This is a genomic window from Actinoplanes sp. NPDC026670 (genome assembly GCF_040638175.1).
Taxonomy (GTDB): domain Bacteria; phylum Actinomycetota; class Actinomycetes; order Mycobacteriales; family Micromonosporaceae; genus Actinoplanes.
The window spans coordinates 208,549-235,494 of the sequence record NZ_JBEZXU010000009.1; the positions used below are offsets into that span (position 1 = coordinate 208,549).

22 protein-coding genes are annotated in these 26,946 nt (G+C 71.1%); 5 read left to right on the forward strand and 17 right to left on the reverse strand.

Annotated features, from left to right (window positions below):
• Positions 1–5: 5 nt before the first annotated feature.
• From AB0E94_RS12115 to glgX, 8 genes are all read right to left on the reverse strand, one after another.
• Complete coding sequence (locus tag AB0E94_RS12115; RefSeq protein ID WP_360325471.1) at positions 6–2,519, reverse strand: EAL domain-containing protein; 2,514 nt, start codon at positions 2,517–2,519, stop codon at positions 6–8.
• Between the two features lie 45 nt (positions 2,520–2,564).
• Positions 2,565–3,287 (reverse strand): protein phosphatase 2C domain-containing protein, encoded by a 723-nt coding sequence (locus tag AB0E94_RS12120; protein WP_360325472.1) that lies wholly within the window; start codon positions 3,285–3,287, stop codon positions 2,565–2,567.
• Positions 3,288–3,368: 81 nt separating this feature from the next.
• Complete coding sequence (locus AB0E94_RS12125; RefSeq protein WP_360325474.1) at positions 3,369–4,418, reverse strand: hypothetical protein; 1,050 nt, start codon at positions 4,416–4,418, stop codon at positions 3,369–3,371.
• Positions 4,415–5,623 (reverse strand): transporter substrate-binding domain-containing protein, encoded by a 1,209-nt coding sequence (locus AB0E94_RS12130; RefSeq protein WP_360325476.1) that lies wholly within the window; start codon positions 5,621–5,623, stop codon positions 4,415–4,417. Before AB0E94_RS12130 ends, AB0E94_RS12125 begins: the two co-directional genes overlap by 4 nt.
• A 45-nt stretch (positions 5,624–5,668) precedes the next feature.
• Positions 5,669–6,043: a membrane protein insertion efficiency factor YidD gene (gene yidD / locus AB0E94_RS12135; protein ID WP_360325478.1), complete on the reverse strand. Its 375-nt coding sequence runs from the start codon at positions 6,041–6,043 to the stop codon at positions 5,669–5,671.
• Between the two features lie 27 nt (positions 6,044–6,070).
• Positions 6,071–7,801 carry a malto-oligosyltrehalose trehalohydrolase gene (gene treZ, locus AB0E94_RS12140; RefSeq protein WP_360325480.1) on the reverse strand — a complete coding sequence of 577 codons (1,731 nt, stop codon included), beginning with the start codon at positions 7,799–7,801 and terminating at the stop codon, positions 6,071–6,073.
• Positions 7,798–10,065 carry a malto-oligosyltrehalose synthase gene (gene treY / locus AB0E94_RS12145; RefSeq protein ID WP_360325482.1) on the reverse strand — a complete coding sequence of 756 codons (2,268 nt, stop codon included), beginning with the start codon at positions 10,063–10,065 and terminating at the stop codon, positions 7,798–7,800. The genes treZ and treY overlap by 4 nt, the downstream gene beginning before the upstream one ends.
• Complete coding sequence (gene glgX / locus AB0E94_RS12150; protein WP_360325484.1) at positions 10,065–12,176, reverse strand: glycogen debranching protein GlgX; 2,112 nt, start codon at positions 12,174–12,176, stop codon at positions 10,065–10,067. The genes treY and glgX overlap by 1 nt, the downstream gene beginning before the upstream one ends.
• 211 nt (positions 12,177–12,387) lie before the next feature.
• On the opposite strand from glgX, the gene AB0E94_RS12155 reads away from it, so the two are divergent.
• Positions 12,388–14,259 (forward strand): amylo-alpha-1,6-glucosidase, encoded by a 1,872-nt coding sequence (locus AB0E94_RS12155; RefSeq protein WP_360325485.1) that lies wholly within the window; start codon positions 12,388–12,390, stop codon positions 14,257–14,259.
• Between the two features lie 55 nt (positions 14,260–14,314).
• Positions 14,315–15,601, forward strand: a complete 1,287-nt coding sequence (locus tag AB0E94_RS12160) for a glycosyltransferase family 4 protein (protein ID WP_360325487.1) — start codon at positions 14,315–14,317, stop codon at positions 15,599–15,601.
• A gap of 181 nt (positions 15,602–15,782) precedes the next feature.
• Here AB0E94_RS12160 and AB0E94_RS12165 read toward each other — a convergent pair whose 3' ends face one another.
• Genes AB0E94_RS12165 through AB0E94_RS12185 form a run of 5 tightly spaced genes read right to left on the reverse strand, consistent with a single transcriptional unit; the run spans position 15,783 to position 19,898 of the window.
• Positions 15,783–16,793 carry a ketopantoate reductase family protein gene (locus tag AB0E94_RS12165; RefSeq protein WP_360325488.1) on the reverse strand — a complete coding sequence of 337 codons (1,011 nt, stop codon included), beginning with the start codon at positions 16,791–16,793 and terminating at the stop codon, positions 15,783–15,785.
• A complete protein-coding gene (locus AB0E94_RS12170) occupies positions 16,790–17,053 on the reverse strand; it encodes a UBP-type zinc finger domain-containing protein (RefSeq protein WP_360325490.1) in 264 nt (87 codons plus the stop codon). Before AB0E94_RS12170 ends, AB0E94_RS12165 begins: the two co-directional genes overlap by 4 nt.
• The gene (locus AB0E94_RS12175; RefSeq protein WP_360325492.1) at positions 17,050–18,624 is read right to left on the reverse strand and encodes a Na+/H+ antiporter; all 1,575 of its coding nucleotides are present in this window, start codon (positions 18,622–18,624) and stop codon (positions 17,050–17,052) included. Before AB0E94_RS12175 ends, AB0E94_RS12170 begins: the two co-directional genes overlap by 4 nt.
• 34 nt (positions 18,625–18,658) lie before the next feature.
• Complete coding sequence (locus AB0E94_RS12180) at positions 18,659–19,261, reverse strand: fibronectin type III domain-containing protein (RefSeq protein WP_360325494.1); 603 nt, start codon at positions 19,259–19,261, stop codon at positions 18,659–18,661.
• Positions 19,262–19,292: 31 nt separating this feature from the next.
• The gene (locus AB0E94_RS12185) at positions 19,293–19,898 is read right to left on the reverse strand and encodes an EcsC family protein (protein WP_360325513.1); all 606 of its coding nucleotides are present in this window, start codon (positions 19,896–19,898) and stop codon (positions 19,293–19,295) included.
• A gap of 220 nt (positions 19,899–20,118) precedes the next feature.
• On the opposite strand from AB0E94_RS12185, the gene AB0E94_RS12190 reads away from it, so the two are divergent.
• Entirely contained in the window at positions 20,119–21,024 is a 906-nt protein-coding gene (locus tag AB0E94_RS12190) for a PAC2 family protein (protein ID WP_360325496.1), read from the forward strand.
• A 3-nt stretch (positions 21,025–21,027) separates the two neighbouring features.
• On the opposite strand, the gene AB0E94_RS12195 is transcribed toward AB0E94_RS12190, so the two are convergent.
• From AB0E94_RS12195 to AB0E94_RS12210, 4 genes are read right to left on the reverse strand one after another with little or no spacing between them, the layout of a single operon-like run.
• On the reverse strand, positions 21,028–21,771 hold the full coding sequence (locus tag AB0E94_RS12195) for an alpha/beta hydrolase family protein (RefSeq protein WP_360325497.1): 744 nt from the start codon (positions 21,769–21,771) through the stop codon (positions 21,028–21,030).
• Positions 21,772–21,801: 30 nt separating this feature from the next.
• Positions 21,802–22,608, reverse strand: coding sequence for a class I SAM-dependent methyltransferase (locus AB0E94_RS12200; RefSeq protein ID WP_360325498.1), 807 nt, complete (start codon positions 22,606–22,608; stop codon positions 21,802–21,804).
• A gap of 15 nt (positions 22,609–22,623) precedes the next feature.
• Positions 22,624–23,046 carry a GNAT family N-acetyltransferase gene (locus AB0E94_RS12205; protein ID WP_360325500.1) on the reverse strand — a complete coding sequence of 141 codons (423 nt, stop codon included), beginning with the start codon at positions 23,044–23,046 and terminating at the stop codon, positions 22,624–22,626.
• Positions 23,047–23,069: 23 nt separating this feature from the next.
• Complete coding sequence (locus AB0E94_RS12210) at positions 23,070–24,248, reverse strand: protease inhibitor I9 family protein (protein WP_360325501.1); 1,179 nt, start codon at positions 24,246–24,248, stop codon at positions 23,070–23,072.
• 220 nt (positions 24,249–24,468) lie between these two features.
• Between AB0E94_RS12210 and AB0E94_RS12215 the strand changes: the two genes are divergently transcribed.
• Together AB0E94_RS12215 and AB0E94_RS12220 are read left to right on the forward strand one after the other, a co-directional pair.
• The gene (locus tag AB0E94_RS12215) at positions 24,469–25,083 is read left to right on the forward strand and encodes a hypothetical protein (RefSeq protein ID WP_360325515.1); all 615 of its coding nucleotides are present in this window, start codon (positions 24,469–24,471) and stop codon (positions 25,081–25,083) included.
• 429 nt (positions 25,084–25,512) lie between these two features.
• Positions 25,513–26,556 carry an EamA family transporter gene (locus AB0E94_RS12220; RefSeq protein ID WP_360325502.1) on the forward strand — a complete coding sequence of 348 codons (1,044 nt, stop codon included), beginning with the start codon at positions 25,513–25,515 and terminating at the stop codon, positions 26,554–26,556.
• The last annotated feature ends 390 nt before the right edge of the window (positions 26,557–26,946 follow it).

Here is a 26,946-nt window from a genome sequence, read left to right on the forward strand (position 1 = left end):
GAGGCTCAGGGCGCGGACCGGCCCGGCAGACGGGCGAGCGATGCCGGGGCGCCATAGAGGTAGCCCTGGCCCTGCGGACAGCCCAGCGCGGCCATCGCACCGGCCCGTTCCTCGGTCTCCAGGCCCTCGGCCACCACGGTGATGCCGAGTTCGGCGCAGATGGCCAGCACCGAGCGGCACAGGGCGCCGGCTCGTTCCGGGGATGTGTCGACGTCGGTCAGGGTGGAGTCGAGCTTCACGATGTCGACCGGGATGGCGTGCAGCTGCGCGAGGGCGTTGTACCCGCTGCCGAAGTCGTCGAGGGCGACCCGTACGCCCAGGCCGCGGAGCCGTTCGACCAGGGAGGCGGCGCAGGGCAGATCGGGGATGCGCAGGGTCTCGGTGATCTCGATGATCAGCCGGGCCGGTTCGAGACGGTGACGGGTGAGGGCGGCGCGGACCGACTCCTCCACGCCCTGGCCGGCGAGACGGCCGGCGGAGACGTTCACGTGCACGTCGATGGGGCGGCCGTAGAGCTCGGCCAGCCGGGCGGCGTCGGCGCAGGCCCGGTCGAGCACGAAGTCGTCGATCGCGGCGACCAGGCCGGTTCGCTCGGCCATCGTGACGAACACGTCGGGGTGGACCGGGCCGGCCACCGGGTCGGTCCAGCGGGCCAGGGCCTCGACCGCGACGGTGGCGCCGTCGCTGAGCCGCACGATCGGCTGGTAGTGCACGTCGAAGCCGGCCGCTGCGGGGCTTCCGCCGGACAGCGCGCCGGCGAGGAGTTGTGGCAGGTCGGCGTGCGGGCCGGAGTCCTTGGGGCCGGTGTAGCGGATCAGTTCGCCCTTGCCGCGGCGTTTCACCGCGTACATGGCGGCGTCGGCGCGGCGCAGCAGCAGGTCGGCGGTGAGCTTGTCGCCCGGCTCGGCGGTGACCAGGCCGATGCTGACGCCGACACCGACCGAGCGGCCGTCGATGAGGTACGGCTCGCGGAGGGTCGCCAGCACCCGCTGACCGATGGTCTCGGCCTCGGCCTCCCAGGCGGCGTCGAAGTCAGTGGCCGCGTCGCCCGGGAGGGGGGAGCCGGAACCGGGCGCCGGGGAGTCCACGGAAGCAGGCACGGGCGAGGCATCCCACGAGGGCGACACCGCGGCGCCACCGGCGAAGGCCGCCTCGGAGACCCGTACCCCCGCGGCGGAGAGGACGTAGCGCCGCTGCCGCAGCATGCCGTCCCCGCGGCGACGCCAGGGCGACCGGCGGCGCGGCGCGGGAACCGCGACGCCGCCCTGGTCGAGGACGATGGCGAACTCGTCGCCGCCGAGGCGGGCGACCAGGTCGCCGGCCCGGACCCCGGCCCGCATCCGCTCCCCGATGGCCTGCAGGACACGGTCGCCGATGGCGTGCCCGAACGTGTCGTTGATCAGCTTGAAGTCGTCGAGATCGGCGAAGAGCACGGCCACCGGCGTGCCGCGTTTCTGGTGGGCGTCGATGGCGAGGACGAGCCGTTCCCGGAAGAGCGCCCGGTTGGCGAGCCCGGTCAGCGGGTCGTGGTAGGCCTGGTGGCGCAGGCGGCGCTGGGCGGTGGCGACCCGGTCGAAGAGGACCGTGTTGTCGACGATGGTGATCATCTGGCGGGTGACGACGAGGGCGAGGCCGAGCCAGCCGAGGTACGCCTCGAACGGGCTGAGCGAGCCTTCGGCGACGGTACGCACGACCAGCACCACCCCGGTGACGACGACCGGCCCGTACGGCAGCAGGAGCCGGAACCAGTCGCGTTCCAGGACTTCGGGGTCGGGCTGTGGCGCCGGCACCCGGTTGGGGCTGAGCGCCGCCATCGCGATGAACGCCGGCCCGAGCAGATGCCCGAGCCCTTCCAGCCAGGTCGGGCCGCCGCCGAGGAGCCGGACGGTGTCGGCGACGCCGAAGGCGAGCAGCGCCGATCCGACCAGCCGCAGCGGACGCCGTCCGGCCGGGGAGTCGGGCCGGGTGGTGAGCAGCAGCACCACCATGGTGAACAGGACCAGGTCGGCGATCAGGTAGACCAGGTAGACGACATCGAGGCCGCGGAGGGCGGGCGAACCGGGCAGCACCGACCAGAAGAGGGCCAGCACCGATCCGGTGATCAGCAGACTGTCGATGACCAGCGCGAACTGGTCGCGCAGCGGCGAGGTGGGCACCGGCCGGGGCCTGGTGTGCACAGCGCCGAGCAGCCCGACCAGCATGCAGACCGGCAGGACGAACAACCCGGCCCAGGTGAGCGCGTGCGGGGGCTGGTCGGCGCCGGCCAGATCCTGGACGACCCACCAGACCCGGTTGAGGGACCAGACGACGAGCCCACCGGCGGAGAGCAGCCGCCAGCGGCGCGGGATGCCGGCCCGGTCACGGCCGACGGCCAGGCAGACGGTGGCCGCGACGAGTCCGGCGACCAGTTGCGCAGTGTCGGTGTAGAGGCGGGGCGTGCCGAGGACGAGTTCGCCGAAGGCGACCACACCCAGGGTGAACGCCAGCGTGCCGAGCAGTCGCGCCGTCGTGATCACCACCAGAGTCCGGGCCGCGAGACGTCGCGGCCGGAGTAAAATACCCGCTCAGTCCCCCGCGGTCACGTCGGCGACGATCACCGTGATGTTGTCGGGCCCGCCGCCGCGCAGGGCGAGATCGATGAGCCTCTCCGCGCAGGACTTCGGATCCGCGATGGTGCGCAGCTCCTCCTCGAGGACCGGGTCGGGCACGACGCCGGTCAGCCCGTCGCTGCACAGCAGCCAGCGGTCACCCAGTTGGGGCTCGACGATGACGTAGGCCGGGGTGACCGGCTCGCCCTGGAGCACCCGGGTGACGACGGCCCGGCGTGGGTGGGCGGCCGCTTCCTCCGGCTTGATCAGGCCCTGGTCGACGAGCATCTGGACGTACGTGTCGTCCTTGGTGAGCTGGTTGAGCCGGCCGTCGCGGAGCAGGTAGGCCCGGGAGTCGCCGACGTGGGCCATGGCCGCCCGCTCGCCGTTGAAGAGCACCGCCGTCAGGGTGGTCCCCATGCCCGCCAGCGTGGGGTCGAGGGCCACCTGCTCGGCGATCCGCCCGTTGGCGAGTTCGAGCGCCCGGTGCAGCGCGTCCATCTGGTGCTCGGTGGTGATCGGCGTGTCGAGCGAGACCATGGCTTCGATGGCGATCCGGCTGGCCAGATCGCCGGCGGCCATGCCGCCCATGCCGTCCGCGACGACGAGAAGCGAGTCACCGGCGAAGTGACCGTCCTCGTTGTTGCTCCGGACGTGTCCTTGGTCGGTGACGGCCGCCCACCGGAGGTGCAAGGTCATGGCGTGCAGCCTGCCAGGTCGACGCCAGCCTGTCTGCACGTGGTGGGCGGCATGTCGCACATGTCGTTGCTGAAATTACACTCATCCACCGCCTGAACCCCGATTCAGGGGCCGGCCGAGGCATCGGGGATCGATTTCGGTAACCGGCCGTGTCGGCGCGATCCATTCCAGTGCCGGGGCCTCGATCGGCCAGCCGCGGACCGTGACGCCGCTGCCCGGGTCGTCCGAGGCCTGCGGGCAGAGCGTCTTCGACCGGACCTCGCCGTTGGGGATGAAGGTGACCTGGCCGGTGGCCTCCAGCATCGTGGTGGAGGTGTCGTCGACGGCGATGAGCTGGCCGCGGACCACCTTCATCGGCTCGTCCCCGGTCTCCACCTCGATGGCGCTGTCCGGCAGGACCGGGGCCCGCAGGAAGACGACGCCGACCATGAACGGCATGGCGAAGGCGACCGCCACGGCGGGCCAGTGGGTGGCGATCCGGGCCCAGCGTTCCGGAACGGGCCCGGTCAGGACCGGGCCGAAGAGCGGAGGAGCGAACAGGAGTACGGCCGTCCCGTACTCACCGGCGCGGAGGGCGGCGACCACTCCCGGCCAGACGAAGATCCACACGATGATCGCGACGAGCACCGGCACGCCCAGGGTGAGCCACCGCATCAGCCACGGCTCACCGTGCTCCCCCTGCACCGCGGTCAGCCCGAGGATCGCCACGACCAGCATCATCAGCAGTGGCAGCATGCGCAGCTGCCAGGTGAAGGCGGCGATCACGACGGCGATCACGACGACCCAGCCGGGCATCCGGAACGCGGCCACCGCCAGGAACGACGTCGCGGTCTGCCGCGGTGAGCTGACCAGCGAGATGCCGCCGAGCACCCGGACCAGCAGGATGGCCGCGGGCACCGTCCAGCTGAGCGTGATGAACAGCGCCCCGATCATGCCGAGCGGGTTGATGTACTGCACCAGCAGCAGCATCGTGGGCAGGTCCTGCCGGCTCAGGTACCACAGCCGCAGCACGAGCAGCAGCAGCGGAAAGCCGGGCAGCACGGCGAGCAGCCAGTTCAGCTCGGCCCGGTAGCCGGGGCGGGCCGGGGCGCGTCTCTTGACGACCCGGCCGGTTCTGATGTCGGGGCTCATCCCAGCGGATCCTCCCACGGCAGCCAGCCGATCTCCGGCCGTTGCGCCGGGGGCTGCTGGCCGACCGCGACCGGCGTGTCCTTGACCGGGTCGATCTGGAGCTGGAGGTTCTGCTCGAAAGCCTTCTCCCACCTGTCGTCCTCCGGGTCGGTGTACGAGCGGTAGAGCGTGAGGTTGACCAGTTTCTCCAGGGCCGGGTTCTCCCCCACGTTGACGCCCCACCGCTCGTTGGACTCCAGGCCCAGGTCCCAGTGCTCGTACTTGTCGGGGAACCGGTGCTTCCAGCCGGCCAGGATGGCGGCGTCGGTGCTGATCGCCTCGACCTGGCCGGCGTTCAGTGCGTCGAAGCACTCCTTGACCCGGTTCTTCTGGGTCACGATCGCCATAGCCTTGGTCAGCGCGCTCTCACTCGTCGACGTGGAGAGCGTGCAGACGCGCTGGCCTTCGAGGTCTGCGAGCGCGACCACCGACGGATGGCCGGTGAGGGTGATCACCGACTGCTCGGTGTAGAGGTAGGGCTCGGAGAAGTGCACGCCGGCCCTCTTGCGTTCCTCGGTGATGCTGTAACTGGCGATCACCAGCTGCACCGGCACGCGTTTGCCGTCGGCCGGGTCGGTGGCCTGCATCCGGGCCCGGTCCTCGCTCTCCAGACCGTAGAAGCGCACGTCGTCGCGACGGAAACCGAGATCCTCGGCGATCATGTACGCGATGTCGATGTCGAACCCGGACCAGGTCTTCCCGTCGTAGTAGGCGGTTCCGTACTGGTCGTCCTTGACGCCGATGGCGAGCGTCGTCCAGGTGTCGACACCTGATTCGGCGCGCAGCTCGGCGACCGACTGCGGCCCGCCGACCAGCAGCCGGCCCAGGGCGACCAGCAGGGTCAGGACCACGAGCACCCCGAGCCCGGCCAGCCGCCACACCTTGAACTGGTTGTCGCGCCGGGTGATCGCGGCGTGCTCCGCCTCGGCCCGGGCCTGCTCCATCGCCGCCTGCGTGGCGATCTCCTGGGAGGCGACCTCCTCGACCGTCATCTCCTCGACCGGGACGGGTGGCGGCGGTTCCGGCGGGGCGGCGGCGGTCACGAACCGGCGCAGCGCGGCCAGTTGCTTCGGCGGAAGCTGTTGCAGCGTCCGCAGAAGCCAGCCCTCGTCCGGCGGTTGCCGTGGCGGTGGCTCCGGCGCGCCGCCGTTGTCGGTGTCAGCCATCGACCCGTCCCTTCGTCCCCAGACGAGTCATCGTGCCCGACATCCTCAGGGAACGGGATCCCCGGTACCGAACGGGACACCCGGACGGCATCGGGCGAGACGCGCGGCGGTCAGCCGCAGCCCGGCCCGGAGGCCGTGCCGCTCGATCGCGAGCAGCGCATACGCGCTGCATGTGGGCTGGTATCGGCACCGGGTGGGCAACCTCGGCGAGACCTTCCGGTAGCCGCGGATCGCACCGGTCACCGCCCGTTCGGCACGGGAGCCTCCTGGGGTACGGCTGAGCGCCGCGAACAACCGCAACATCATGCTCAGCGAGAAACAGTCGCACCCGGGAATGTCACAGTCGCAGTTCGGTGTGCACGCGTCGGACCAGTGATGCGCCTTGTCTTTTCTCTTCTTGCGTGATTTCCCCACAGTCACGATCACATGATGGCGGAAGCGTGCACCTCAGCGGACCGAGACGACCGCCGCGCTCTCCGGCGGCAGCACCAGCCGGTCCCGTTCGACGACGACACCGGGCGCGGTGGCCAGCAGCACCGACCGGGGCAGCGCCCGTACGCTGACCGTCTGCGGGACGGCGGCCAGGTTGGCGGCGACCACGCTGGGCCCGCGCCGGACGACCACGTGCTGGTCGCCGTGCCACACCTCGACCTGGTGCAGCCACGGGTCGGTGAGCCCGGGTGTGCTCCGGCGCAGCGCGATCAGCCTGCGGTACAGGTCGAGGATCTCGGCGTGACCGGGTTTGCCCAGCTCGGACCAGTCGAGCTTGGAACGCTCGAAGGTGGCCGGGTCCTGCGGGTCGGGCACGTCGCTCTCGGCCCAGCCGTGGCTGGCGAACTCGCGGCGGCGCCCCTTCTGCACGGCGGCGGCCAGGTCGGGCTCGGGATGCGAGGTGAAGTACTGCCAGGGGCTGCTGGCCGCCCACTCCTCGCCCATGAACAGCATCGGCGTGAACGGCGAGGTCAGCAGCAGGGTGGCGGCCACTTTGAGCAGGCCCGGCGAGAGGGTGGCGGTGAGCCGGTCGCCGACCGCCCGGTTGCCGATCTGGTCGTGGTTCTGCAGGAACGCGACAAACCGGTGGCCCGGGGTGCGCTGCCGGTCGACCGGGCGGCCGTGCCGGCGGCCACGGAACGACGACCAGGTGCCGGCGTGGAAGAACGCGCCCTCCAGGACGGTACGCAGGCAGTCCAGCGACCCGAAGTCGCCGTAGTAGCCCTGGCGTTCCCCGGTGAGCAGGGTGTGCAGGGCGTGGTGGACGTCGTCGTCCCACTGGGCGTGCAGCCCGTACCCCCCGGCCTCTCTGGGGGTGATCAGTTTTGCGTCGTTGAGGTCGCTCTCGGCGATCAGCGACAACGGGCGGCGCACCTCGGTGGAGAGCGTCTCCACCTCGACGGCCATCTGTTCGAGCAGGTGGACGGCGCCCTCGTCGTGCAGCGCGTGCACGGCGTCCAGCCGCAGCCCGTCGACGTGGTAGTCACGCAGCCACATCAGCACACTGTCGACGATGTAGCGGCGCACCCCGTCCGAGCCGGGTCCGTCCAGGTTGATCGAGTCGCCCCAGGCGTTGCTCTTGTTGCTGAGGTACGGGGCGAACATCGGCGCGTACGCCCCGGACGGCCCGAAGTGGTTGTAGACCACGTCGAGCACCACGCCGAGGCCCTTGGCGTGGGCCGCGTCGACGAACCGTTTGAGGCCGTCCGGCCCGCCGTACGCCTCGTGCGGCGCGAACCAGCAGACCCCGTCGTACCCCCAGTTGCAGGTGCCGTTGAACGCGTTGACCGGCAGCAGCTCGACCAGGTCGACACCGAGGTCGACGAGGTGGTCGAGCCGTTCGATCGCGGCGTCGAAGGTGCCCTGCGGGGTGAACGTGCCGACGTGCATCTCGTAGAGGACCGAGCCGGGCAGCTGCCGGCCGGTCCAGCCGTGGTCGGTCCAGGCGAAGGCCGAGTGGTCGTAGACCCGGCTCGGGCCGTGCACTCCGGCCGGCTGCCACGCCGACCGCGGATCGGGCAGCGGATTGTCGGCACCCGGCAGCAGGAAGGCGTAGTCGCTGCCGGGCCCGGCGCCTGGCACGTCGAGGTGCCACCAGCCGTCCTCGCCGGATTCCATCTCGCGGTCCTCCCCGGCGACGCGAAGACGAACGGGCTTTTCCGGCGCCCACACCGAGAAGAGAGTCATTCTTTCACCAGAAGAGCGACGGGATAGGTGTGCAGCAACTCGGCCACGGCGAGGCGATTGCCACCGTAGCCGGTGTTCGTGAACACTTCCGTCCAACTATGTCCGTCCAGTGACAGCGTGGTGTCCCCCCAGCCGCCGTGCCGTGACAATCCGACCGGGAGCCGGGTGGCGACCGCCACCACACCGCCCCGGTCGAAGGCCAGCACGTGCTCCGGGACCCGCCCGTCGGCGAAGACCGGGCGGTAACCGGTGAACAGCTCGGGCCGCTGCCGGCGCAGCCGCAGGATCCGGCTGGTGATCAGCAGTTTCGCCGCGCCCGTCTCGTCGACCGGTGGCAGCCAGCCGTCGTCGATCCGGCCGAGCAGCTCCCGGCGGGCGGCGAAGTCGACCGGGCGCCTGTTGTCCGGGTCGACGAGCGAGTGGTCCCACAGTTCGGTGCCCTGGTAGACGTCCGGGACGCCGGGCATGGTGAGCTGCGCCAGCTTCTGGCCGAGCGAGTTCGACCAGCCGGGCGGGGCGATCGACGTGGCGAAGTCGGCGACCTCCCGGTGCAGCGCCGGATCGTCGAAGATCCGGTCGACCATCTGCCGCAGGATGGTCTCGAAACCCTCGTCGGGGCTGAGCCAGTTCGTTCCGGTTCCGGCTTCCCGGGCGGCTTTCACGGCGTACGCCTGAAGTCGCTCCCGGGAGATCGGCCACGCGCCGACCGTGACCTGCCAGAGGAGATGGGCCAGCGCCGGGTCCGGGAGCGGAGCGAACCGGACCCATCGGCGCACCACCTCGGTCCAGTCGCCGGGCACCTCGGAGAGGACCGCGAGCCGCGCGCGGACGTCCTCGCCGCGTTTGGTGTCGTGGGTGGCCAGCGACGTCATGGTGTCCGGCCAGTCGGCGTGCCGCTGCTCGGCGTAGTGGTGGAACTCGTCGATGGTGACGCCGAACTTCGCCGGGTCGTTGCCGACCTCGTTGCGGGCCACGAACCGGGTCCACCGGTAGAACGCGTTGTCCTCCACGCCCTTGGCCATCACCGCGCCGGTGAACTGCTGGAACCGGATGGCCAGCTCGTCGGCCGGATTGCGCAGCCGGGCGGTCAGCTGGTCGAGCACGCCGATCATCTGCGGGCGGCGGCGGCCCGCCTCGGACCGGGCGGTCGCCAGGTCACGGCTGCCGGCCGGCAGGTAGGAGCGATACACCGGGAAACACGCAGCGAGTTCGGCGAGGGCCTTGGGCGCGGCCTCGATCTCGGGTACGAGCGACGCGAGCCGGGCCAGCTCGGCGGCCAGCACGTTCGTGGCCACGTGCAGTTTGGCGTCGTGCACCAGGTCCTGCCAGGAGACCGTGGCGCCGGTCAGGTGGTGGTCGAGGGTGTCGAAGAAGGCCTCCGTGGCCGGGTCCACGAAGACGCCGTTGACCTCGGCCATCGCGTCGTACCCGGTGGTGCCGGCGACCGGCCAGGCGGGCAGCCGCTCGCCCGGTTCGAGGATCTTCTCGACCACGATCCAGGCGTCCGGGGCGGCGTCGCGGAGCCGGTTGAAGTACTCGGCGGGGTTGCGCAGGCCGTCCGGGTGATCGACCCGGATGCCCTGGGCCAGGCCCTCGTTGTACCAGCGCAGGATCTCGGCGTGGGTGGCGGCGAAGACGTCCGGGTCCTCGACGCGCAGCCCGGCCAGGTCGGTGATGGCGAAGAACCGCCGGTAGTTGATCTCCCGGTCGCCGCGGGTCCAGTCGGCCAGCTCGTAGTGCTGGCGGTCGTGCACCTCGCGGGGCGTGCCGTCGCCGGTGCCGTCGGCGATCGGGTAACGCTTGTCGAAGTAGCGGAGCTCGCCGTCCTCGATCCGCAGGTCGTCGAGAGCATCCGTTTTGTTGGCCAGGACCGGCAGGAGGATCTTCCCCCGCGACCAGTCGATGTCGTAGTAGCCGGAGAAGTCCGACTCCTGACCCTTTTTCAGGACGTCCCACCAGGTCGGGTTGGTGTGCGCGACCCCGACCCCGGCGTGGTTGGGCACGATGTCCACGACCAGCCCGAGGTTGGCGGCCTTGAGCGCTCCGGCGAGCGCGGCCAGCCCCTCCGGCCCACCCAGCGCCGGGCTGACCTGCGAATGGTCCACCACGTCGTAACCGTGCTGCGAATCCGGCGCGGCGGTGAGCAGCGGTGCCGAGTAGAGGTGACTCACCCCTAGATCAGCCAGGTAGTCGGCTGTCTCGGCGGCGCTGGTGAGCGGGAAATCCGGGCGGACCTGGACTCGGTAGGTGCTGCTGGGGCTCATCAGACCGTCCTGTCGAGCACGATGAGGGACCGGTCCGGCACCCAGATCTTGTGTCCGGCCTCCACGACGGACGGGCGATCCGGGGTCGGTTCGGCGGTTTCGATTACCTTCTCCCACTTCTCCCCATACTCGGCGGGAGGCGTGGTGAACTCGAGTGGCGCGTCGTGCGCGTTGAAGAACAGCAGGAACGAGCTGTCCACGTGGCGCTGGCCGTACTGGCCGCGCTCCCGGATGCCCTCGCCGTTGACGAAGAGCGCGACCGCCCGGCCGAAGTCGTTGCCCCAGTCGTCACCGGCCATCTGCCGGCCGTCCGGGGTGAACCACTCCAGGTCCGGCAGCGGGTCACCGCCACCACGCGCGGTCACCGGCAGCCCGGTGAAGAACCGGCGGCGCTGGAACACCTGGTGCCGGTGCCGGAACGCGGTCAGCTTGCGGGCGAACTGCAGCAGCCGCTCGTCGGCGTTCTCCCAGTCGATCCAGGCCAGCTCGTTGTCCTGGCAGTAGGCGTTGTTGTTGCCCTGCTGGGTGCGGCCCAGCTCGTCACCGTGCGAGATCATCGGCACGCCCTGGCTGAGCATCAGCGTGGCCAGGAAGTTGCGCCGCTGCCGGGCCCGCAGCGCGAGCACCCCCGGGTCGGTGGCGGGCCCCTCGATGCCGCAGTTCCAGGACCGGTTGTGGCTTTCGCCGTCCCGGTTCTCCTCGCCGTTGGCGTCGTTGTGCTTGTCGTTGTACGACACCAGGTCGTTGAGCGTGAACCCGTCGTGCGCCGTCACGAAGTTGATCGAGTGGAAGGGCTTGCGGCCGTCGTCCTGGTACAGGTCGGCCGACCCGGTGATCCGGGACGCGAACTCGGCCAGCGTCGCCGGCTCGCCGCGCCAGAAGTCCCGGACCGTGTCCCGGTACTTGCCGTTCCACTCGGTCCAGTTCGGCGGGAAGTTGCCGACCTGGTAGCCGCCCGGCCCGACGTCCCACGGCTCGGCGATCAGCTTCACCTGGCCGACGATCGGGTCCTGCTGCACCACCTCGAAGAACGTGGACAGCCGGTCCACGTCGTAGAACTCCCGGGCCAGCGTGGACGCCAGGTCGAACCGGAAACCGTCGACGTGCATCTCGGTCACCCAGTACCGCAGCGAGTCCATGATCAGCTGGAGGCTCTGCGGGCTGCGCACGTTCAGGCTGTTACCCGTGCCGGTGTAATCCATGTAGAACTGCGGCTGATCGTCCACCAGCCGGTAGTAGGTCCGGTTGTCGATGCCCTTCAGCGACAGCGTCGGCCCCAGATGGTTGCCCTCGGCCGTGTGGTTGTAGACGACGTCGAGGATGACCTCCATGCCGGCTGCGTGCAGCGCCTTGACCATGCCCCGGAACTCCTGGGTCTGCTGGCCGAGCGAGCCCATCGCCGAATAGCCGTGGTACGGCGCGAAGAAGCCGAGCGTGTTGTAGCCCCAGTAGTTGTTCAGGCCCAGGTCGTGCAGCCGGTTGTCGTGCACGAACTGGTGCACCGGCATCAGCTCGACAGCGGTCACGCCGAGGCTCTTCAGGTGCTCGATGATCGCCGGGTGGCCGATCGCCGAGTAGGTGCCACGCATGTCCCGCGGGATCTCCGGGTGCCGCTGGGTCAGGCCCTTGACGTGCGTCTCGTAGATCACCGAGTGGTGGTACGGGATGTCCGGGCGGCGGTCGTTGCCCCAGTCGAAGTACGGGTTCACCACCACGCCCTTGGGCATGTACGGCCCCGAGTCCAGCTCGGACATCTGATCCGGGTTCTCGAAGTCGTAGGCGTACAGCGACGGGTGCCAGTCGATGTCCGAGTCGACCGCCCGCGCGTACGGGTCGAGCAGCAGCTTGTGCGGATTGCACCGCAGTCCCCGGTGTGGCTCGTACGGGCCGTAGACGCGGTATCCGTACCGCTGCCCCGGCTCCACCCCCGGCAGATAGGCGTGCCAGACGAACGCGTCCTGTTCGTGCAGCAGCACCTTCCGCTCGTTGCCGGACGGGTCGAACAGGCACAGCTCGACCGCCTCGGCCACCTCGGAGAAGATCGCGAAATTCGTGCCCGTCCCGTCGTAGGTGGCACCCAGCGGGTACCGATGACCAGGCCAGACCTGCATATCCGTGCTCCTACCCTCGGCCGTCGGACTCATCGGGGCCGGCGGGGAACTGCTATGCCCGTCCGTGGGACCGGCTAACCCTGCGCGGCCGCGTCTGCGGCCATTCTCGCGGACTTCACTGCTAACGTCGGCCCGACTGTCCGGTTAGCCACTGATATCTCCCCGTCCGGGGGTTTGTGGCGCGCGTATCGAGTTGAGCATTTGAGGGACCGTGCCGCGGAATGATCAGTTCACGTTCGGGCCGCACGTGTGCGGCTCCCTCTCCGCAGAGGCGGGCACCGGCCGCGAGTGGCTGGTCACCGACGGCCTCGGCGGATACGCCTCCGGCACGGTGAGCGGCCTGCGCACCCGTCGCGAACACGCCCTGCTGACCGTCTCCGGTCACGTCGCGCTCGCCTCGCTCGACCTCACCGTCACCCTGCCGTCCGGCGCCAAGATCCCGCTGTACACGCACACCTGGGCGTCCGGGCCGGTCGAGCCGTCCGGCCACCGGCACCTGGAGACGTTCACCCTGGACCAGGGCCTGCCGCGCTGGCGGTGGCGGATCGGCGACGTCGTCATCGAACGGGAACTCGCCATGCGCCACGGCCACCCGTCGGTCGCCGTCGTGCACCGGGTGCTCAGCGCGCCCGGCCCGGTCGGCCTCGCTGTCGCCGCGATGTGCACCTGGCGGACCGCGAACACCAGCCGCCGCGCCGACGGGCCCGGCCTCGTCGTCGAACCCGTCGCCGGCGGTGTGATCCTCGACCGCGCGTACCGGCTGCACGGGCCCGGCTGGCAGCCCGCCGGATCCTGGCACCTCGGGGTGCGCACCGGCCCATCGGAGGACGCGGTCGAGGACCTCTGGCACGCCGGGACCTTCTTCCGGCAGGCCGGTCCGGGCGGCGCATGCGAGATCTCGGCCTGGGCCGGCCCGCTCGGCGAAACCCCGCCACCACCGCCTGCGGTCATCGCGGCGGAGCGCGAGCGCGCTCACCGGCTGGTCACCCTGTCCAAGGCCGAGGGGTACGCGGAAACGCTCGTACTGGCCGCCGACAGGTTCATCGTCAGGTCCCCGGACGGGCCGGACGTGATCGCCGGATACCCGGGACAGGACCGCTGGCTGGGCGACACGATGACCGCCTACGAGGGGCTGTTCCTGGACACCGGCCGCGTCGACGAAGGCCGTGAGCTGCTGATCGCCCGGACCCGCGCGGCCGCCGGCGAACTGCGTACCCCGGATGCGCCGTGGCTGCGGCACGACTCCCTCGACGGCCCGTTGTGGCTGGTCCACGCGGTCGACCGGCATGTCACCCGGACCGGTGACAGCGCGCTGGCCGCCAAACTGGCGGCGCCGCTCGGCCGGGTGCTGCGCCATCATCTCGGCGGGTCCGGGCCGCTCAGCATCGACCCGGCCGACGGCCTGGTCCGGCTGGCCTCCCCCGGCCCGGACACCCCCCGGGTCGGCAAGCCGGTCGACCTGAACGCGCTCTGGGTGAACGCGCTGGCCGCCATGTGCGACCTGCTCGGCGAGGGCGGCCACGACGACGGCGAGCCGCGGGCCCGGCACGCCCGGGCGCAGGAGTCGTTCGCCGCCCGGTTCCCGGCGCCCGAGGGCTGGCTGTACGACGTCGTCGAAGGACCTGCGGCGGCCTATCCGCTCGGTGCCGGGGCGCATCACGACGACCCGTCGCTGCGCCCGCATCAACTGCTCGCCTGGTCGCTGCCGCACGCCCCGATGCGTGGCCGCCAGTCGAACGCCGTCCGCGCCGTCGGCGAGTCCCTGCTCACCCCGCTCGGCCCGCGAACCCTGGCCCCCGGCGAGTACGGCTACCAGCCCCGCCGACCCGCCGACCCGGACATGGCCCACCACCAGGGCCCGGTGTGGACGTGGCTGATCGGCCCGTACGCCGACGCGTGCGCCGCCACCGGCCGCCCGGTCGACGGCCTGCTCGACGCCCTCGACGCCCACCTGGCCGAAGCCGGTCTCGGGTCGCTCGGCGAGACCGCCGACGGTGACGCCCCACACCGTGCGTCCGGCGTCCCGTTCTCCGCCCGCTCGGTCGCCGAGGCCCTACGAATCAAACAGAGGTACCAGCCATGACCGCCCCCCGTCCCGTCCCGGCGCCCGCCGCCCTCCTCTTCCCGGCGGCCGGGGCATGAGCCGGATCCTGATGCTGTCGTGGGAGTACCCGCCGCTGCTGGTCGGTGGGCTCGGCCGGCACGTGCACGCGCTCGCCACCACCCTGGTCCGGGCCGGCCATGAGGTCACCGTCGTCACCCGGCACGCCCCGGGCGCGCTGCTGGAGGAGTACACCGAGGGTGTCCGGGTGGTCCGCGCCCCGGACGATCCGCCGAACTTCGACGTCACCGGCGGCAACCTGCTGGCCTGGGCGGTCGCCTTCAACCACACGCTCACCCGAGCCGCCCTGCATGCAGCCCGCACCGGCGGTTTCGACGTGGTGCACGCCCACGACTGGCTGGTCGCCCACACCGCGGTCACCCTGCGCGAACACCTCGACGTGCCGCTGGTCGCCACCATCCACGCCACCGAATCCGGCCGCCATCAGGGCTACCTCCCGAACCCCCACAACCGCACGATCGACGACATCGAACGATGGCTGGCCACCGAGGCGGTACGGGTGATCGTCTGCTCGGCCTACATGAAACGTGAGATCGGCCGCCTGTTCGAGGTGCCGGCCGACCGTGTCGACGTGGTCCACAACGGGGTGGACGCCCTGCGCTGGCGGGCCCGCCCCCGCGCGGTCGCCGCCGCCCGTGCCCGCTACGCCGGAGACGGCCCGCTGGTCAGCTACGCCGGCCGGCTGGTCTACGAGAAGGGCGTGCAGCACCTGATCGACGCCGTGCCCGCCCTGCGTTCCCGTTTCCCCGGCCTCCGCGTGGTCGTCGCCGGCGACGGGCCTTACCGGTCAGAGCTGGAAAACCTCGCCATGGGTACGCCCGAGGTGAGCTTCACCGGCTTCCTCGGCGGTCACGAGCTGACCGCCCTGATGGGGGCCTCGGACTGTTACGTGGTGCCGAGCATCTACGAGCCGTTCGGGATGGTCGCCCTGGAGGCGGCCGCGGCCGGAACCCCGGTGGCGGCGGCCGGCACCGGTGGCCTCGAGGAGATCATCGAACACGGCGTGACAGGCGTGAAGTTCCCCTCCGGCGACCCGTCCGCCCTGGCCGAGGCGACCGGTTGGGTGCTGGGCGACCGCGATTACGCGCGTTCCCTGGCCCTGCGAGCCCGGGAACGTGTCCGCGCCGACTTCAACTGGCCCGCCATCGCCGACCGGACCGCCGCCGTCTACGCCCAGGCCCAGGCCACCGACGCCGACCGGGTGGCCCGCGAAGCCGAACACCTACTGGCCCAGCTCCCCGAGGCCGCCACAGCGCCACCCGACCAACCCGAGACCACAAAGATCAAAAGCAGCCACCCCTGACCCCGCCGCCTCAACCCGCCCAACCCCCAGCCACAACTCACCACGCACCCCGCCCACCACTGTGCGTGGATGTCGGCGGTGCGATTCGTGGGCCCGCGCGCCAGCCCGGCGGTCGCGCTTCGGCCCGGTGTCCCGTCTGGCTCGCGGGTCGGCACGAATGGGTTCGGGTAGCCGTACAAGATCAGAGGTTTGCCGAATAGACCGCCAACCCGGTGTGGGCCGCGGCCAGCAACGGCACGCTGACCTCGTGTTTTGTCGCCTCGGAGACCATGTCGCCGAGGATCGCGCCGGCTTCGACCGGGAGGCCCTGGGTGAGGTCGCGGTACATCGATGAGGTCGTCGGCTCGGTGGTCACGATGGTGGCTTCGAGCATCGCCGCCGCCTTGCCGCGGATCGGGTGGCCGGCCGCGGCGGCGACCGCGGACGTCTCGGCGGCCAGCGCATGCAGGAACTCGCTGCCGCCGGGCGCCTTGTTGATCGCGCCGATCGAGCCACGGAGCAGGGTGGTCGCCGCGCCGAGGGTGGCCAGAAGGACCCATTTGTCCCAGAGTTCCTGAACGATCGTGGCCGAGGCCCGCGCGTCGAAACCGGCGCCGGACAGCGTCTCGGCGACATCGGAGAGACGCTCATCAACGTCATCACCGGCGGCAGGCGGCACGGAACCGACCGAGAGCGGGACGGAAGCGGCCGAAAGCGGCACAGAGTCGACCGAAGGCGAGGCGGAGCCGGCGGAAGGCAGGGCGGCGGTGAGCGGGCCGAAGGACAACCGGTGCAGGGCGCTCATCTGGTGCACGTCGCCGTCCCCGTCGAGCGTCGCGTGGATCATGCAGACGCCGCCCCAGGCCCGGTCCGCGCCGAAACGGCGGACCAGAGACTCGATGTGCCGGATGCCGTTGAGCAGCGGGATCACCACGGTTCGCGGGCCGACCGCCGGAGTCAGGTCGGTGAGGGCCGTCTCCAGCGAGTAGCTCTTGACCGCGACGAGCACCAGGTCGTAGTGCCCGTCGGCCTCGGTGATCGTGCGTGGCCGGAGCTGAGTCTCGCCGTCGGGGCTCTTGATCCGCAGGCCGCGCTCGGCGAGCCGGGCCGCCCGGGCGGGCCGGACCAGGAAGGTCACGTCCCGCCCGGCCTGGGCGAGGCGGCCGCCGAAGTATCCGCCGGTCGCGCCGGCGCCGACCACGAGGATCCTCATCCGAGCTGCTCGTCCTCGTAGCACCAGCGCCACGACTCACCGGGCTCGAACGAACGCATCACCGGGTGCCCGGCGGTGGCGTGGTGCTCGGACATGTGCCGGCCCGGCGACGAGTCGCAGCAGGCCACCAGACCGCACGTCAGGCACAGGCGCAGGTGCACCCAGTTGTGGTTGCCGATGGCCAGGCACTGCGGGCACCCGTCCGCGTAGGCGGTGAGCGGGGTCGGCTCGGTCGTCTCCTTGAGATGCTGACAGGTCAATCGTCACTCCGTTGCAGCTGGGACTCTTCCAGGTCTAGCTCACGCTGGGCGCGGACCAGCACCTCCTCGGGGATCCGCCCTTCGTTCCGGGCGATCTTGAAGACGTGCCGTTCCGCTCTGATCATCTCGCGGCGCAGGCGGCCGTACGCAGCCGACGGGGTTTCCCGGTCCTGACTGCCGAGCCGTTCCCAGGCGTTGTTGCCGCGGCTCTCGACCAGCCCGCGCAGCCTGTCGACGACGGTGGGCGGCGCGCCGTCGGCATGCTCCTCCAGCGCTTCGAGGGCGGCCCGCCCGGCCGCGTGCTGCACCCCGGCCTCGGCCAGCGCGTCCTGGGCGCTGTTGTCCTCGCGGACGCCGAGCCGGCGGGCCAGCCACGGCAGGGTGGTGCCCTGCACCATCAGGGTGAGCACGATCACCGCGAACGCCACGAAGATCAGCAGCTCGCGGGGGTAGTCGGGCACGCCGTCGGCGCCGGGTGGCGGCAGGGTCTGCGCGGCCGCCAGCGTCACCACGCCACGCATGCCGGCCCAGGCGATCACGGTCGGCACGGTGACGGGTGGTCGTGGCTCGCGGTTGCGGATCCGTGGGACGAGCCGGGCCAGGTAGGTCGCCGGATACATCCAGAGGAACCGGATCAGCAGCAGCGCGCCGAACACCACGGCGGTGACCTGCACGGTGGTGGTGACGCTGGTCTCGATGGTGCTGATCACCTGCCGGAGCTGGAGGCCGACCAGCAGGAAGACGACGCCCTCCAGCAGGAAGTTGATCAGGCGCCAGACCGCGTCCATCTGGAGGCGGGAGGTGGGCGACAGCAGGTAGGGGATGCGGTGGCCGAGGTAGAGGCCGGCGATCACCACGGCGACCACGCTGGAGGTGTGCAGTTTCTCCGCGATGATCACCACGACGAACGGGGTGAGCAGCGCCACCGCGTCGTCGAGCAGCGGATCCTCGATCTTGCGGTGCAGCCAGGCCACCCCGACCGCGAACGCCAGGCCGATCAGCAGGCCGCCGCCGGCGGTGAGCGCCACGTCGCCGGCGATCTCCCAGAAACCGACCGCCGCCCCGGCCAGCGCGCCGATCGCGACCCGCACCATGACCAGCGCGGTCGCGTCGTTGAGCAGGCTCTCGCCCTCGAGGATGGTCACCACCCGGCGGGGCAGGCCGACCCGGCGGGCGATGGCGGTCGCGGAGACGGCGTCCGGCGGGGCGACGATCGCGCCGAGCGCGACGCACGCGGCCAGCGGCACGGCCGGGAGCAGCAGATGCACGAGAAAGCCCACCACCATCGCGGTGAGCACCACGAGCCCGACCGCGAGCAGCAGGATGGGTCGCAACGCGAGGCGGAACGCGGGCACCGAGGTCTGCAGCGCCGCCACGTAGAGCAGCGGCGGAAGGATCCCGATCAGCACCAGCTCGTGATCGAGGTGCGCCTCCGGGAACCCGGGCACGAAGGACAGCCCGAGCCCGGCGACGAGCAGCACCAGGGGTGCGACGAATCCCAGCCGGCGGGCGAGGGCCGCGCCGACGACGGCGATCGCCACCAGTACGACAGTGTCGACGATCGTCTCCATGCCGGGAAGCTTAGAGAGTCCCTGTGACAAGTCCCTACGTGGTGCTGATTACCCCCGACCGGGCGATCGTCTGGGTGTAGACGCCCTCCAGGCTGAAGTTGTCCCGCTTCAGGACCACGTCGACGACGAAGGTGTACGGCGTCTGCGGGTCCAGCCCGGTCACCGTGGCGCTGACGTCCCCGCACGTGGCCGGCGCGCTGCGGGTCCAGCCGACCTCCTTCTGCGCGCCGGTGATCAGGTTCTGGTTGATCGCGGTCACCCGGTAGTCGACGATGTTCGCCCCGCCCGGGTGATACCAGGTGACCACCGCGCTGGTGCTGGCCGGTGTCACTGCCAGCCCGTCGATCTTCTTGATCCGCTGGATGGGCGTGCAGGTGCTGCTCGGTGTCCCGCTCGGCCAGGGGCTGATGGTGGGCAGCGGCGGCAGGGTCGTCGACGGGGTCGGTGACGCCTTGCCGACCGGGTCGGTGGGCGACGGTGTGGGCGTGCCGCCGTCGACCACGATCCAGTTGCGGCCGGCGGCGGCCGTCTCCTCGTCGCCCGGCCGGGTCGACGACGAGGACGAGGAGCAGCCCAGGAGCAGCAGCGGCAGCACGACGGCGGTCAGGGCGACGGCGGACTTCCGATATCCCAGCACGTCAGGTGCTTCGGGTCGGAGCAGCGGAACCTTAGGCGTTGCGGTAATGCTCCCGGGCACGTTTCGCCAGATCCTTGGTGGCCGCCGAGTTCACCCAGGTGCCGAGGATGATGCCGGCGCCCGGGACCATCTTGGCGAACAGGCGTTTCGCGGCCCGCACCCCGGCCATCTGGGCCAGTTTCACGCCGAGTTTCACCAGCACCGCGGCCAGCGGGCGCCCGGAGTCGCCGGTGAAGATCCGGCTGGCGCGTTCCCGCCCGGCCGCGACGCCGAGCGCGGTCCGTGCGGTCTCGGCCACCTTGTGCACCTTCTGCAGGATGAGCAGGTCGGTGGCCCGCTCGGCAGCGGTCGGGTCGACACCGTACGCGGCGGCCACGTGCAGCACGAGCCGGGCCTGGGTCCACGCGAGGACGCCGACGTCCAGGACCGCGCCGGGCAGACCGGCGGCGCCGGAGACCGCCCCGGAGACCCGGGCCAGCGTGGTGAAGTGCTTGATCGCGAGGTTGGCGAGGCCGTCGGCGTCGAGGTCTGGGCGTTCCTGGCTGATCCGGGCATGCCAGGCGGCGGCTTCCGGGCCGAGCCGGCGCACCGCGTCGAGGGCGAGATGCTCGGGGGCATACTGCGGGTCGGCCTTCATGCGGGCCCACAGCGTGCTGGACGGGGCGAGGGACTCGGCGGACTGCTGTTGATTCAAAAAGCACCTCCAGGTCATCCCATTGTGCGCGGTGCGTGCACGTCGCCGCCGGGGCGCTCGGGTGCGTAATGATGGGAGCGTGCCGGAATGAACGCCGGCGGCCGGCTGTTACCGCCGGAACAGGCCCGCGTCAGCGGGCGCCGCTCTCACGGAGGTTCACAGCGTGCTCGACCCCCACGGGCTCTACGAGGTGACCGGCGAACTGCCGGCTCTGGACGGCCCGGTGCTCATCCAGGCGCTCACCGGTTTCGTCGACGCGGGCACCGCGATCCAGCTGGCCAGGGAAAATCTGCTGGAACACCTGGAGACCGAGATCGTCGCCACGTTCGACCTGGACCAGCTGCTCGACTACCGTTCCCGGCGCCCTCCGATGATCTTCGTGGCCGACCATTTCGAGAGCTACGAGGAGCCGAGCCTGGCCCTGCACCTGGTCAAGGACCAGCTGGGCACCCCGTTCCTGCTGCTCGCCGGCCCCGAGCCGGACCTCCAGTGGGAGCGTTTCATCGCCGCGGTGACCGGCCTGATCGACCGTCTCGGCGTCAGCGTCACGGTCGGCCTCAACGCGATCCCGATGGCCGTGCCGCACACCCGCCCGGTCGGGGTGACCGCGCACGCCACCGACAAACGCCTGCTCGGCGAGCACGAGTCGTGGCTGCAGCGGGTCCAGGTGCCGGCCAGCGTCGGCAACCTGCTCGAGTTCCGGCTCGGCCAGTCCGGGCGGGACGCGCTGGGTTACGCGGCGCACGTCCCGCACTACCTGGCCCAGACCGGTTACCCGGCGGCGGCCGAGGTGCTGCTCGACTCGGTGTCGGAGAGCACCGGCCTGGCCCTGCCGACGGGTGGCCTGCGCGACGCGGCCAAGGCGGTCCGGGACGAGGTCGACAAGCAGGTCGCCGACGACGAGCAGGCCGGCCGGCTGGTCACCTCGCTGGAGGCGCAGTACGACGCGTTCCTGCGCGGCCGCCAGGGCAACCTGCTCGCCGACTCGGACACCCCGCTGCCCACCGCCGAGGAGCTCGGCGCCGAGCTGGAACGGTTCCTGGCCGAGCAGAGCCGCGACGACAACTGAGCGTCACCGCTTGAGCAGCCAGGCCAGCACCCCCGGCAGCTGCCGGTCCCAGAACTCCCAGGTGTGTTCGCCCGGTTCGAACCCGGCGTCCAGCTCGACGCCGGCGGTCGCGCACGCCGCCACGAACCGGCGGTTCTGCGCCACCAGGTGGTCGTCGTTGCCGCAGCGCAGCATCAGCCGCGGCAGCGACGACGGGGCCGATACCCGTACCAGATGCATCAGGTCCTCGTCGCCGCCGGCGACGATCCGGTCGGCGAAGACCCGGGCGACCAGGGCCCGGATGTGCGGGCGACGATCGTGTTCCTGGATGTATGCGAGATCGAGCGCCCCGGACAGCGTGGCCGCGGCGGCGAACCGCTCCGGTTCGAGCAGCGCCCACTTCATCGCGCCGTAGCCGCCCATCGACAACCCGGCCACGAAGGTGTCCTCGCGGTGCGCCGACACCCGGAAGAACTGCCCGACCCGCTCCGGCAGCTCGGCCGACAGGAAGTCCCAGAACCTCATCCCGTACGCCTCGTTGGCGTAGAAACTCCGGTCCACCGACGGCATCACCACCGCCACGCCCAGTTCCTCGGCGTAGCGCTCGACCGAGCTGTACCGGCTCCACGCGGTGTGGTCGTCGGTCAGCCCGTGCAGCAGATACACCACAGGCGGTGGATCCACCGCGTCCCCACCCGGCAGGATCACCGTCATCGCGGTGCCCATCTCCAGCGCCTCGGACCAGAAATCACAGCGGATCAGTGCCATCGGCCCATTCTCCGCCGCGACCGCCGGAGATCACTCGACGAACTGCCGGAAGTCGTCGAAGGCCGGCTCGAACCGCTCGTCCGGCAGGCGGATGGCACGGCAGCGCGGATTCCCGGCGACGGTTCCCGAGCCGCGCACCATCTGCTCGCCGGTCACCGCGCCGGCGGCCACCTTCGTGCCGCCGTCGAACGCGCCGGGCAGCACCGTCCAGCCCAGGTTGCGCTCGAAGTAGCGGACGGCGGTCCGGATCGAGGGCGCCCAGTCGTCGTCGAGGATGATCAGGCCGCCCGGCTTGACGATCTTGCGAAGGTAGTACAGATCGACGAAGACCTCGTGGAACCGGTGGCTGCCGTCGACGAACGCGGCATCGGCCACCAGGCCTTCGGCCAGCAGCCTCGGCAGAGCCTCGGACGACGGCTGCGGGATCAGCTCGGCGATCCGGTCCAGGCCCGCGCGGGTCAGGAGATTCCAACCCACGTTCTGGTACGCCTCCGCCTGAAACGGGTCGATGATGAGGTGTCGAGGCGCACCACCTGTCACGAAGACGTCCCCGCTCCCACCGGCGACCGACGTCTCACCGGCAATCAGCGGCTCACCGGTAACCGGCGCTTCACCGGCGACCAGCGCCTCGCCGATCGCCAGCGCTGAACTGCCGTAGGCGAGGCCCACCTCGACGACCGTGCCGGCGCGTTCGGCGATCAGCAGGTCACGCAGCAGATCACAGTCGCGTTCCGGCAGGGTCACGGTGGCGAAGTCCAGCTCCGGCCCCCGCGTCCACTCCGGGCCGTCCTCGTTCAGTCGCCGGCGCGTCTCGCGTACCAGATCGATCGTCTTCATGCCTTCAGCATGCCGTCATTCAGCGTCTGGTTCCCACAGCAACAGCTGCCGATGGTGTTCGAACCCGTTGCGCAGATAGAAGCCGACCGCGCGCCGACCGGAGTGGACCGTCACGTGCAGCAACCCCCGGGCGGCGGCCTCGGCCAGGATCGCGGCCATCAGCGCGGCGCCGACGCCCTGGTTGCGGTGCTCCTCGCGGACCATGACCGACTGGACGTCGCCGTACCACCTGTCCATCGCGCCGTTGCCGGGCACCCGCTCCGCGACGTGCAGCCAGGCCGAGCCGATCACCCGCCCGCCGGCCTCGGCGACGAACGGCAGGTGGGTCTCCTGGTGGGTGGCGACCCATTCGGCGTACGCCGGAAGGTCGCTCTGACCTATCTCGCGGAACTCCGCGAGCGCCGTCACGTCCGCCGGGCCGGCCATCCGCACGATCATCCGGCGAAGTCTAGGTGCCGCGGTCAGTGAAGCTCGATGAAGATGTCCTTCTCGATGTAGTCGACGTCGGGATCGTTGCGCACGGCCTCGATCTGCTCCTCGGTGAGCACGGCGGAGAAGAGGCCCCACTCGGTGAAGAAGTCGGGTTCGATGCCGTGCCGGTCGGCCAGGACCCGCGGCGGGCACACGTCGAGCACCTGCACCAGCGAATACTCCGAGCCGGGCTGGTCGGCGTTGTGGTACGGCGCGGGCTCGGCGCGCGGTACCCGGACCATCGCGGCGGCCGTCGCCTCCAGCTGGGCCGACTTGGCCAGGAGGTGTTCCGGCGGCCGGGCCAACGTTGCCACGAGCTGTTCCAGCGGCATGCCCGGCGCCTGGCGGCCACCTCGCAGGACCGCCTTCGCATCCGGCTCCCGCCAGGGCTGGTAGGCCATCCGGTAGGTCCGGCTCAGGTCGGTCAGGTCGGCGGGGGCCTGCCGCACGTCGACCCGGCCGGACGTGATGTCGTCCAGCCGCACGTGGTGCGCGAACGTTGTCCCGCGGTGGTCGACGCCGTCCTCGGTCAGCGCGAGGTAGTGGTCGGGCATCCCGTCGATCACCGTCCCGTCGCGCAGGTCGAGGTGGACCTCGAAGGGCCAGTGGACGGTCGGGTCGTCGGCGTGCGCCCGGGCGTACCACGGCGGCGGGTCGTACCGGTGGTGAGTCGTCGGTTGCGGCGGACCGAGACGTGCGTAGTGCGGCGGCGTCATCGGCTGGGCCAGCTGCCGGGCGGCGACCAGCAGGGCCTCGACCCGGGCGTCCTTGACCAGGATGTGCTCCGGCGGCCGGCGCAGGCGCTCGGCGATCGTCGCGGCCGGCTCCCCGCCCCGGATCCACTGATGGACGGCGATGGCCTCGCCGGCCGCCCACATCCGGTACGCCCACGGGTACCGCTCCCGCAGCTCGGGCAGGTCGGCCGGAACCGGCACGACGTCGATCCGGCCGGAGGCGATGTCCGCCAACGGCACGGCGGTGTCCGTGCCGTCCTTGTCGGGGCCGAACGAGACCCCCTCGGAGCGGCTGAGTCGGACCCACAGCGCCGGAACGTCCACGGCGCCGCCCGAGGTGAGCACGAGCCGAACCTGGTAGGGGACGTGAACCGTCGGGTCCGACGTCAGGTCGAAGTCGAACCACGTCCATGGATTCCGGCCGTACCGCGGCATCGTCCCAGTGTGCCCCCGACGGGCCTCGCGTGTGGACGGTTTCGGCGTTGGGAATGTCGTACCCGTCGATTAGAATGTATGTACGAAAGAGGGGACCTGAGCTGCGGATCTTCAGGCCTTCGGAGGCCCTGTGCGGCCTGATTATGCGCAGTGCGAGCGAGGAGACGACGTGACTATCTCGACCACCACCCCCGTGCCCGTGATCCCTCCCTACGCGACGATGCTCGGCTTCACCCGCTACGTCTCGCGTACCGGCCCGGCGAAGGCCACGTTCGTCGGCGGGCTGCGCAAGCAGCGGGAGCGCCGCAGCGGTTTCAACCCGCACGGCCAGCTGGTGAAAGCGCTGAAGGCCGACATCGCGTTCCGCACCGGCGGCAGCTACCTCGGCGGCGTCGTCGACGTGGTGAAGGACCGCTGGAAGCCGCTCTACGGTGCGCTGCGCGTCGGCGCCCGCACCTACCTGGCCTCGCTCGGCAACCCTGAGCAGGTCAGTCTCGCCCAGACCCGAGACGCCATCGCCACCGTCGGCCCCCTGGCCGTGAAGATCAACCCGCATTTCGGCCTGCGTTACGACGACGGCCGCCGCGAGGCCGTCCGCCTCCACTTCGACGAGGCGCCGCCGAGCCCCGAGGCCGCGACGGCGATGCTGCACCTGATGGCCCGCCACATGGACCAGATCCTCCCCAACGCCGAGCCGGTCCTGGTCGACCTGCGCCGAGGCGTCACCCACCGCATCGACCAGTCGGCCCGCCCAGGCGACATCGAAAGCTGGCTGGCCGGCGAGGCGGCAGCCTTCACCGCGATGTGGGCCGCAACCGCCACCCCGGCCGCCTGACCTACCTTCCTCCCTGGCCGACCCTCTCCCACCCCGGCCGGGCACGTGCCACCCCACGTGCCCGGCCGCCCCGCTCGACCACCCACGCGCCCGGCCGCCCCCGCTCGACCACCCACATGCGCGGCCGAAATCCGTTCCACCGCCCCACGTGCCCAATCCCGCCCCACCAGCAAGTGCACCCAGCCAGCCGCCGCCCAGCCGCCGCCCAGCCAGCCCGGCTGGTCGTGGCCGCTGTGGCACATGTCGCCCTTCGGGTGGGCGCGGGTGGCGAGCGGCTAAGCTGCCTGGCGTGAGTCCCTTTCCCGGCGTTCTTCCGCCGCCGCGCTCCTGACCGGAGCGCCGCCGCACCGATTCGGCTTCGCCTGATCGGCAGTTCTGCCGTGCGCTCCGTCGCCGTTCTCTGACGACTCACTCTCTTTCGGAGCGCACGTGTTCATCTCGTACTTTTCCATCTCGTACTTTTCGTCTGTCTTCTCGTCGGCTGCGGCCGGCGCCCGGCTCAGCCTGTTGCAGGTGTCCGCCGCCGGGATTCTCTGGGGCACGGCCGGTGTCGTCGTCCAGGTCGTCGCCGAGCGAACCGGGCTCGGGGCACTGGCGATCGGCTTCTACCGACTCGCCGTCGCAGCCGTCGTCATGCTGGCCATCGGGTTCCCGGCCCGGCACCGGATCTGGGCGGCGTTCCGGGCCGCACCGGTCGCGGTGATCACCGCCGGTGTCGGGCTGGCCGCCTACCAGGGCCTCTACTTCGTGGCCGTCCGGCTGAGCGGCGTCAGCATCGCCACCGTGGTCAGCCTCGGCATCGCACCCGTGCTGCTGAGCGCCTGGGAGACGGCCCGCACCAGGCAACGCCCCGGAACCGCGACCCTGCTCGCGTCGGCCGCGGCGATCGGCGGCCTGATCCTGATCGGCGGCGCCACCGTCGAGCCCGGCGCCACCACCGCGGCGAGCCTCGGGCTGCTGGCCGCGATCGGGTCGGGCATCGTCTACGCCGCGTCGACGGCGATCAGCCGGCACACCACCCAGGGCATGGAACCACTGACCCTGACCACACTGTCCTGCGCGATCGGGGCCGTCTCGATCCTGCCGATCGCCGCCGTCGAGGGCCTGGCGTTCACACCGCAGGCCGGCCCGGTCGCTCTGCTGATCTACGCGGGCGCGATCACCACTGCCCTGGCCTACGCGCTGTTCTACACCGGCTTGCGGCGTATCTCCGGAAGTGTCGCCGTGGTGGTGACCCTCCTCGAACCCCTGACGGCTGCCATCCTGGCCGTCGTCCTGATCAACGAACCACTCGGCCTCGCCACGATCATCGGTGGTCTGCTCCTGCTGGGCGCCGTGGCCACGCTCTACCTGGACGCCGGCGAAACCCCGGACCGCCCGGCACCGGCCGCCGACCCGGCCCCGACCGCCCTCGCAGCCGACGCATCTGATCTCTCCGGCGAGACACCGTCCTCCGCACCGGCCAGGGGTTGACCCTGCCCGATCAGCGGTCCACTCCCGAACCGCGACCCGACCCATGAGGCGCTGACCGCTGTCTCGACCACCTGGAGACAGCGGTCAGCACCACACACCGGCGACGCTGCTGGCCCATAGAGGACTCGCCTACCTGCGGAAACGTGGCGGGGCCTGCCGCCGGGCATCGGTCAGCCCGTCCGGACGGCGTAACCTCACCAGCGTCGCAGCGGCGAACCCGGACATCGGCCACCCGAGCGGTGCGCCAGGAACCCCAAAACGCCGCGCAGGTGGCCCCGGCGGTGCGAGGGAAACCCTAACTCGAAAATCGAACAGTGACCGGACGCGCGGTAGCATCCCGCGTCGCGTAGCGGCGTGGGATGGGTCTTGGGTGGAGCGGGTGGTTATGCG

Bases quoted from the DNA above. Each gene is read 5' to 3' on its own strand.
- AB0E94_RS12120 (WP_360325472.1), bottom strand. From the start codon at position 3,287: ATGACCTTGCACCTCCGGTGGGCGGCCGTCACCGACCAAGGACACGTC.
- AB0E94_RS12125 (WP_360325474.1), bottom strand. From the start codon at position 4,418: ATGAGCCCCGACATCAGAACCGGCCGGGTCGTCAAGAGACGCGCCCCG.
- AB0E94_RS12130 (WP_360325476.1), bottom strand. From the start codon at position 5,623: ATGGCTGACACCGACAACGGCGGCGCGCCGGAGCCACCGCCACGGCAA.
- treZ (WP_360325480.1), bottom strand. From the start codon at position 7,801: ATGACTCTCTTCTCGGTGTGGGCGCCGGAAAAGCCCGTTCGTCTTCGC.
- treY (WP_360325482.1), bottom strand. From the start codon at position 10,065: ATGAGCCCCAGCAGCACCTACCGAGTCCAGGTCCGCCCGGATTTCCCG.
- glgX (WP_360325484.1), bottom strand. From the start codon at position 12,176: ATGCAGGTCTGGCCTGGTCATCGGTACCCGCTGGGTGCCACCTACGAC.
- AB0E94_RS12160 (WP_360325487.1), top strand. From the start codon at position 14,315: ATGAGCCGGATCCTGATGCTGTCGTGGGAGTACCCGCCGCTGCTGGTC.
- AB0E94_RS12165 (WP_360325488.1), bottom strand. From the start codon at position 16,793: ATGAGGATCCTCGTGGTCGGCGCCGGCGCGACCGGCGGATACTTCGGC.
- AB0E94_RS12175 (WP_360325492.1), bottom strand. From the start codon at position 18,624: ATGGAGACGATCGTCGACACTGTCGTACTGGTGGCGATCGCCGTCGTC.
- AB0E94_RS12185 (WP_360325513.1), bottom strand. From the start codon at position 19,898: ATGAAGGCCGACCCGCAGTATGCCCCCGAGCATCTCGCCCTCGACGCG.
- AB0E94_RS12195 (WP_360325497.1), bottom strand. From the start codon at position 21,771: ATGGCACTGATCCGCTGTGATTTCTGGTCCGAGGCGCTGGAGATGGGC.
- AB0E94_RS12200 (WP_360325498.1), bottom strand. From the start codon at position 22,608: ATGAAGACGATCGATCTGGTACGCGAGACGCGCCGGCGACTGAACGAG.
- AB0E94_RS12205 (WP_360325500.1), bottom strand. From the start codon at position 23,046: ATGATCGTGCGGATGGCCGGCCCGGCGGACGTGACGGCGCTCGCGGAG.
- AB0E94_RS12210 (WP_360325501.1), bottom strand. From the start codon at position 24,248: ATGCCGCGGTACGGCCGGAATCCATGGACGTGGTTCGACTTCGACCTG.
- AB0E94_RS12215 (WP_360325515.1), top strand. From the start codon at position 24,469: ATGCTCGGCTTCACCCGCTACGTCTCGCGTACCGGCCCGGCGAAGGCC.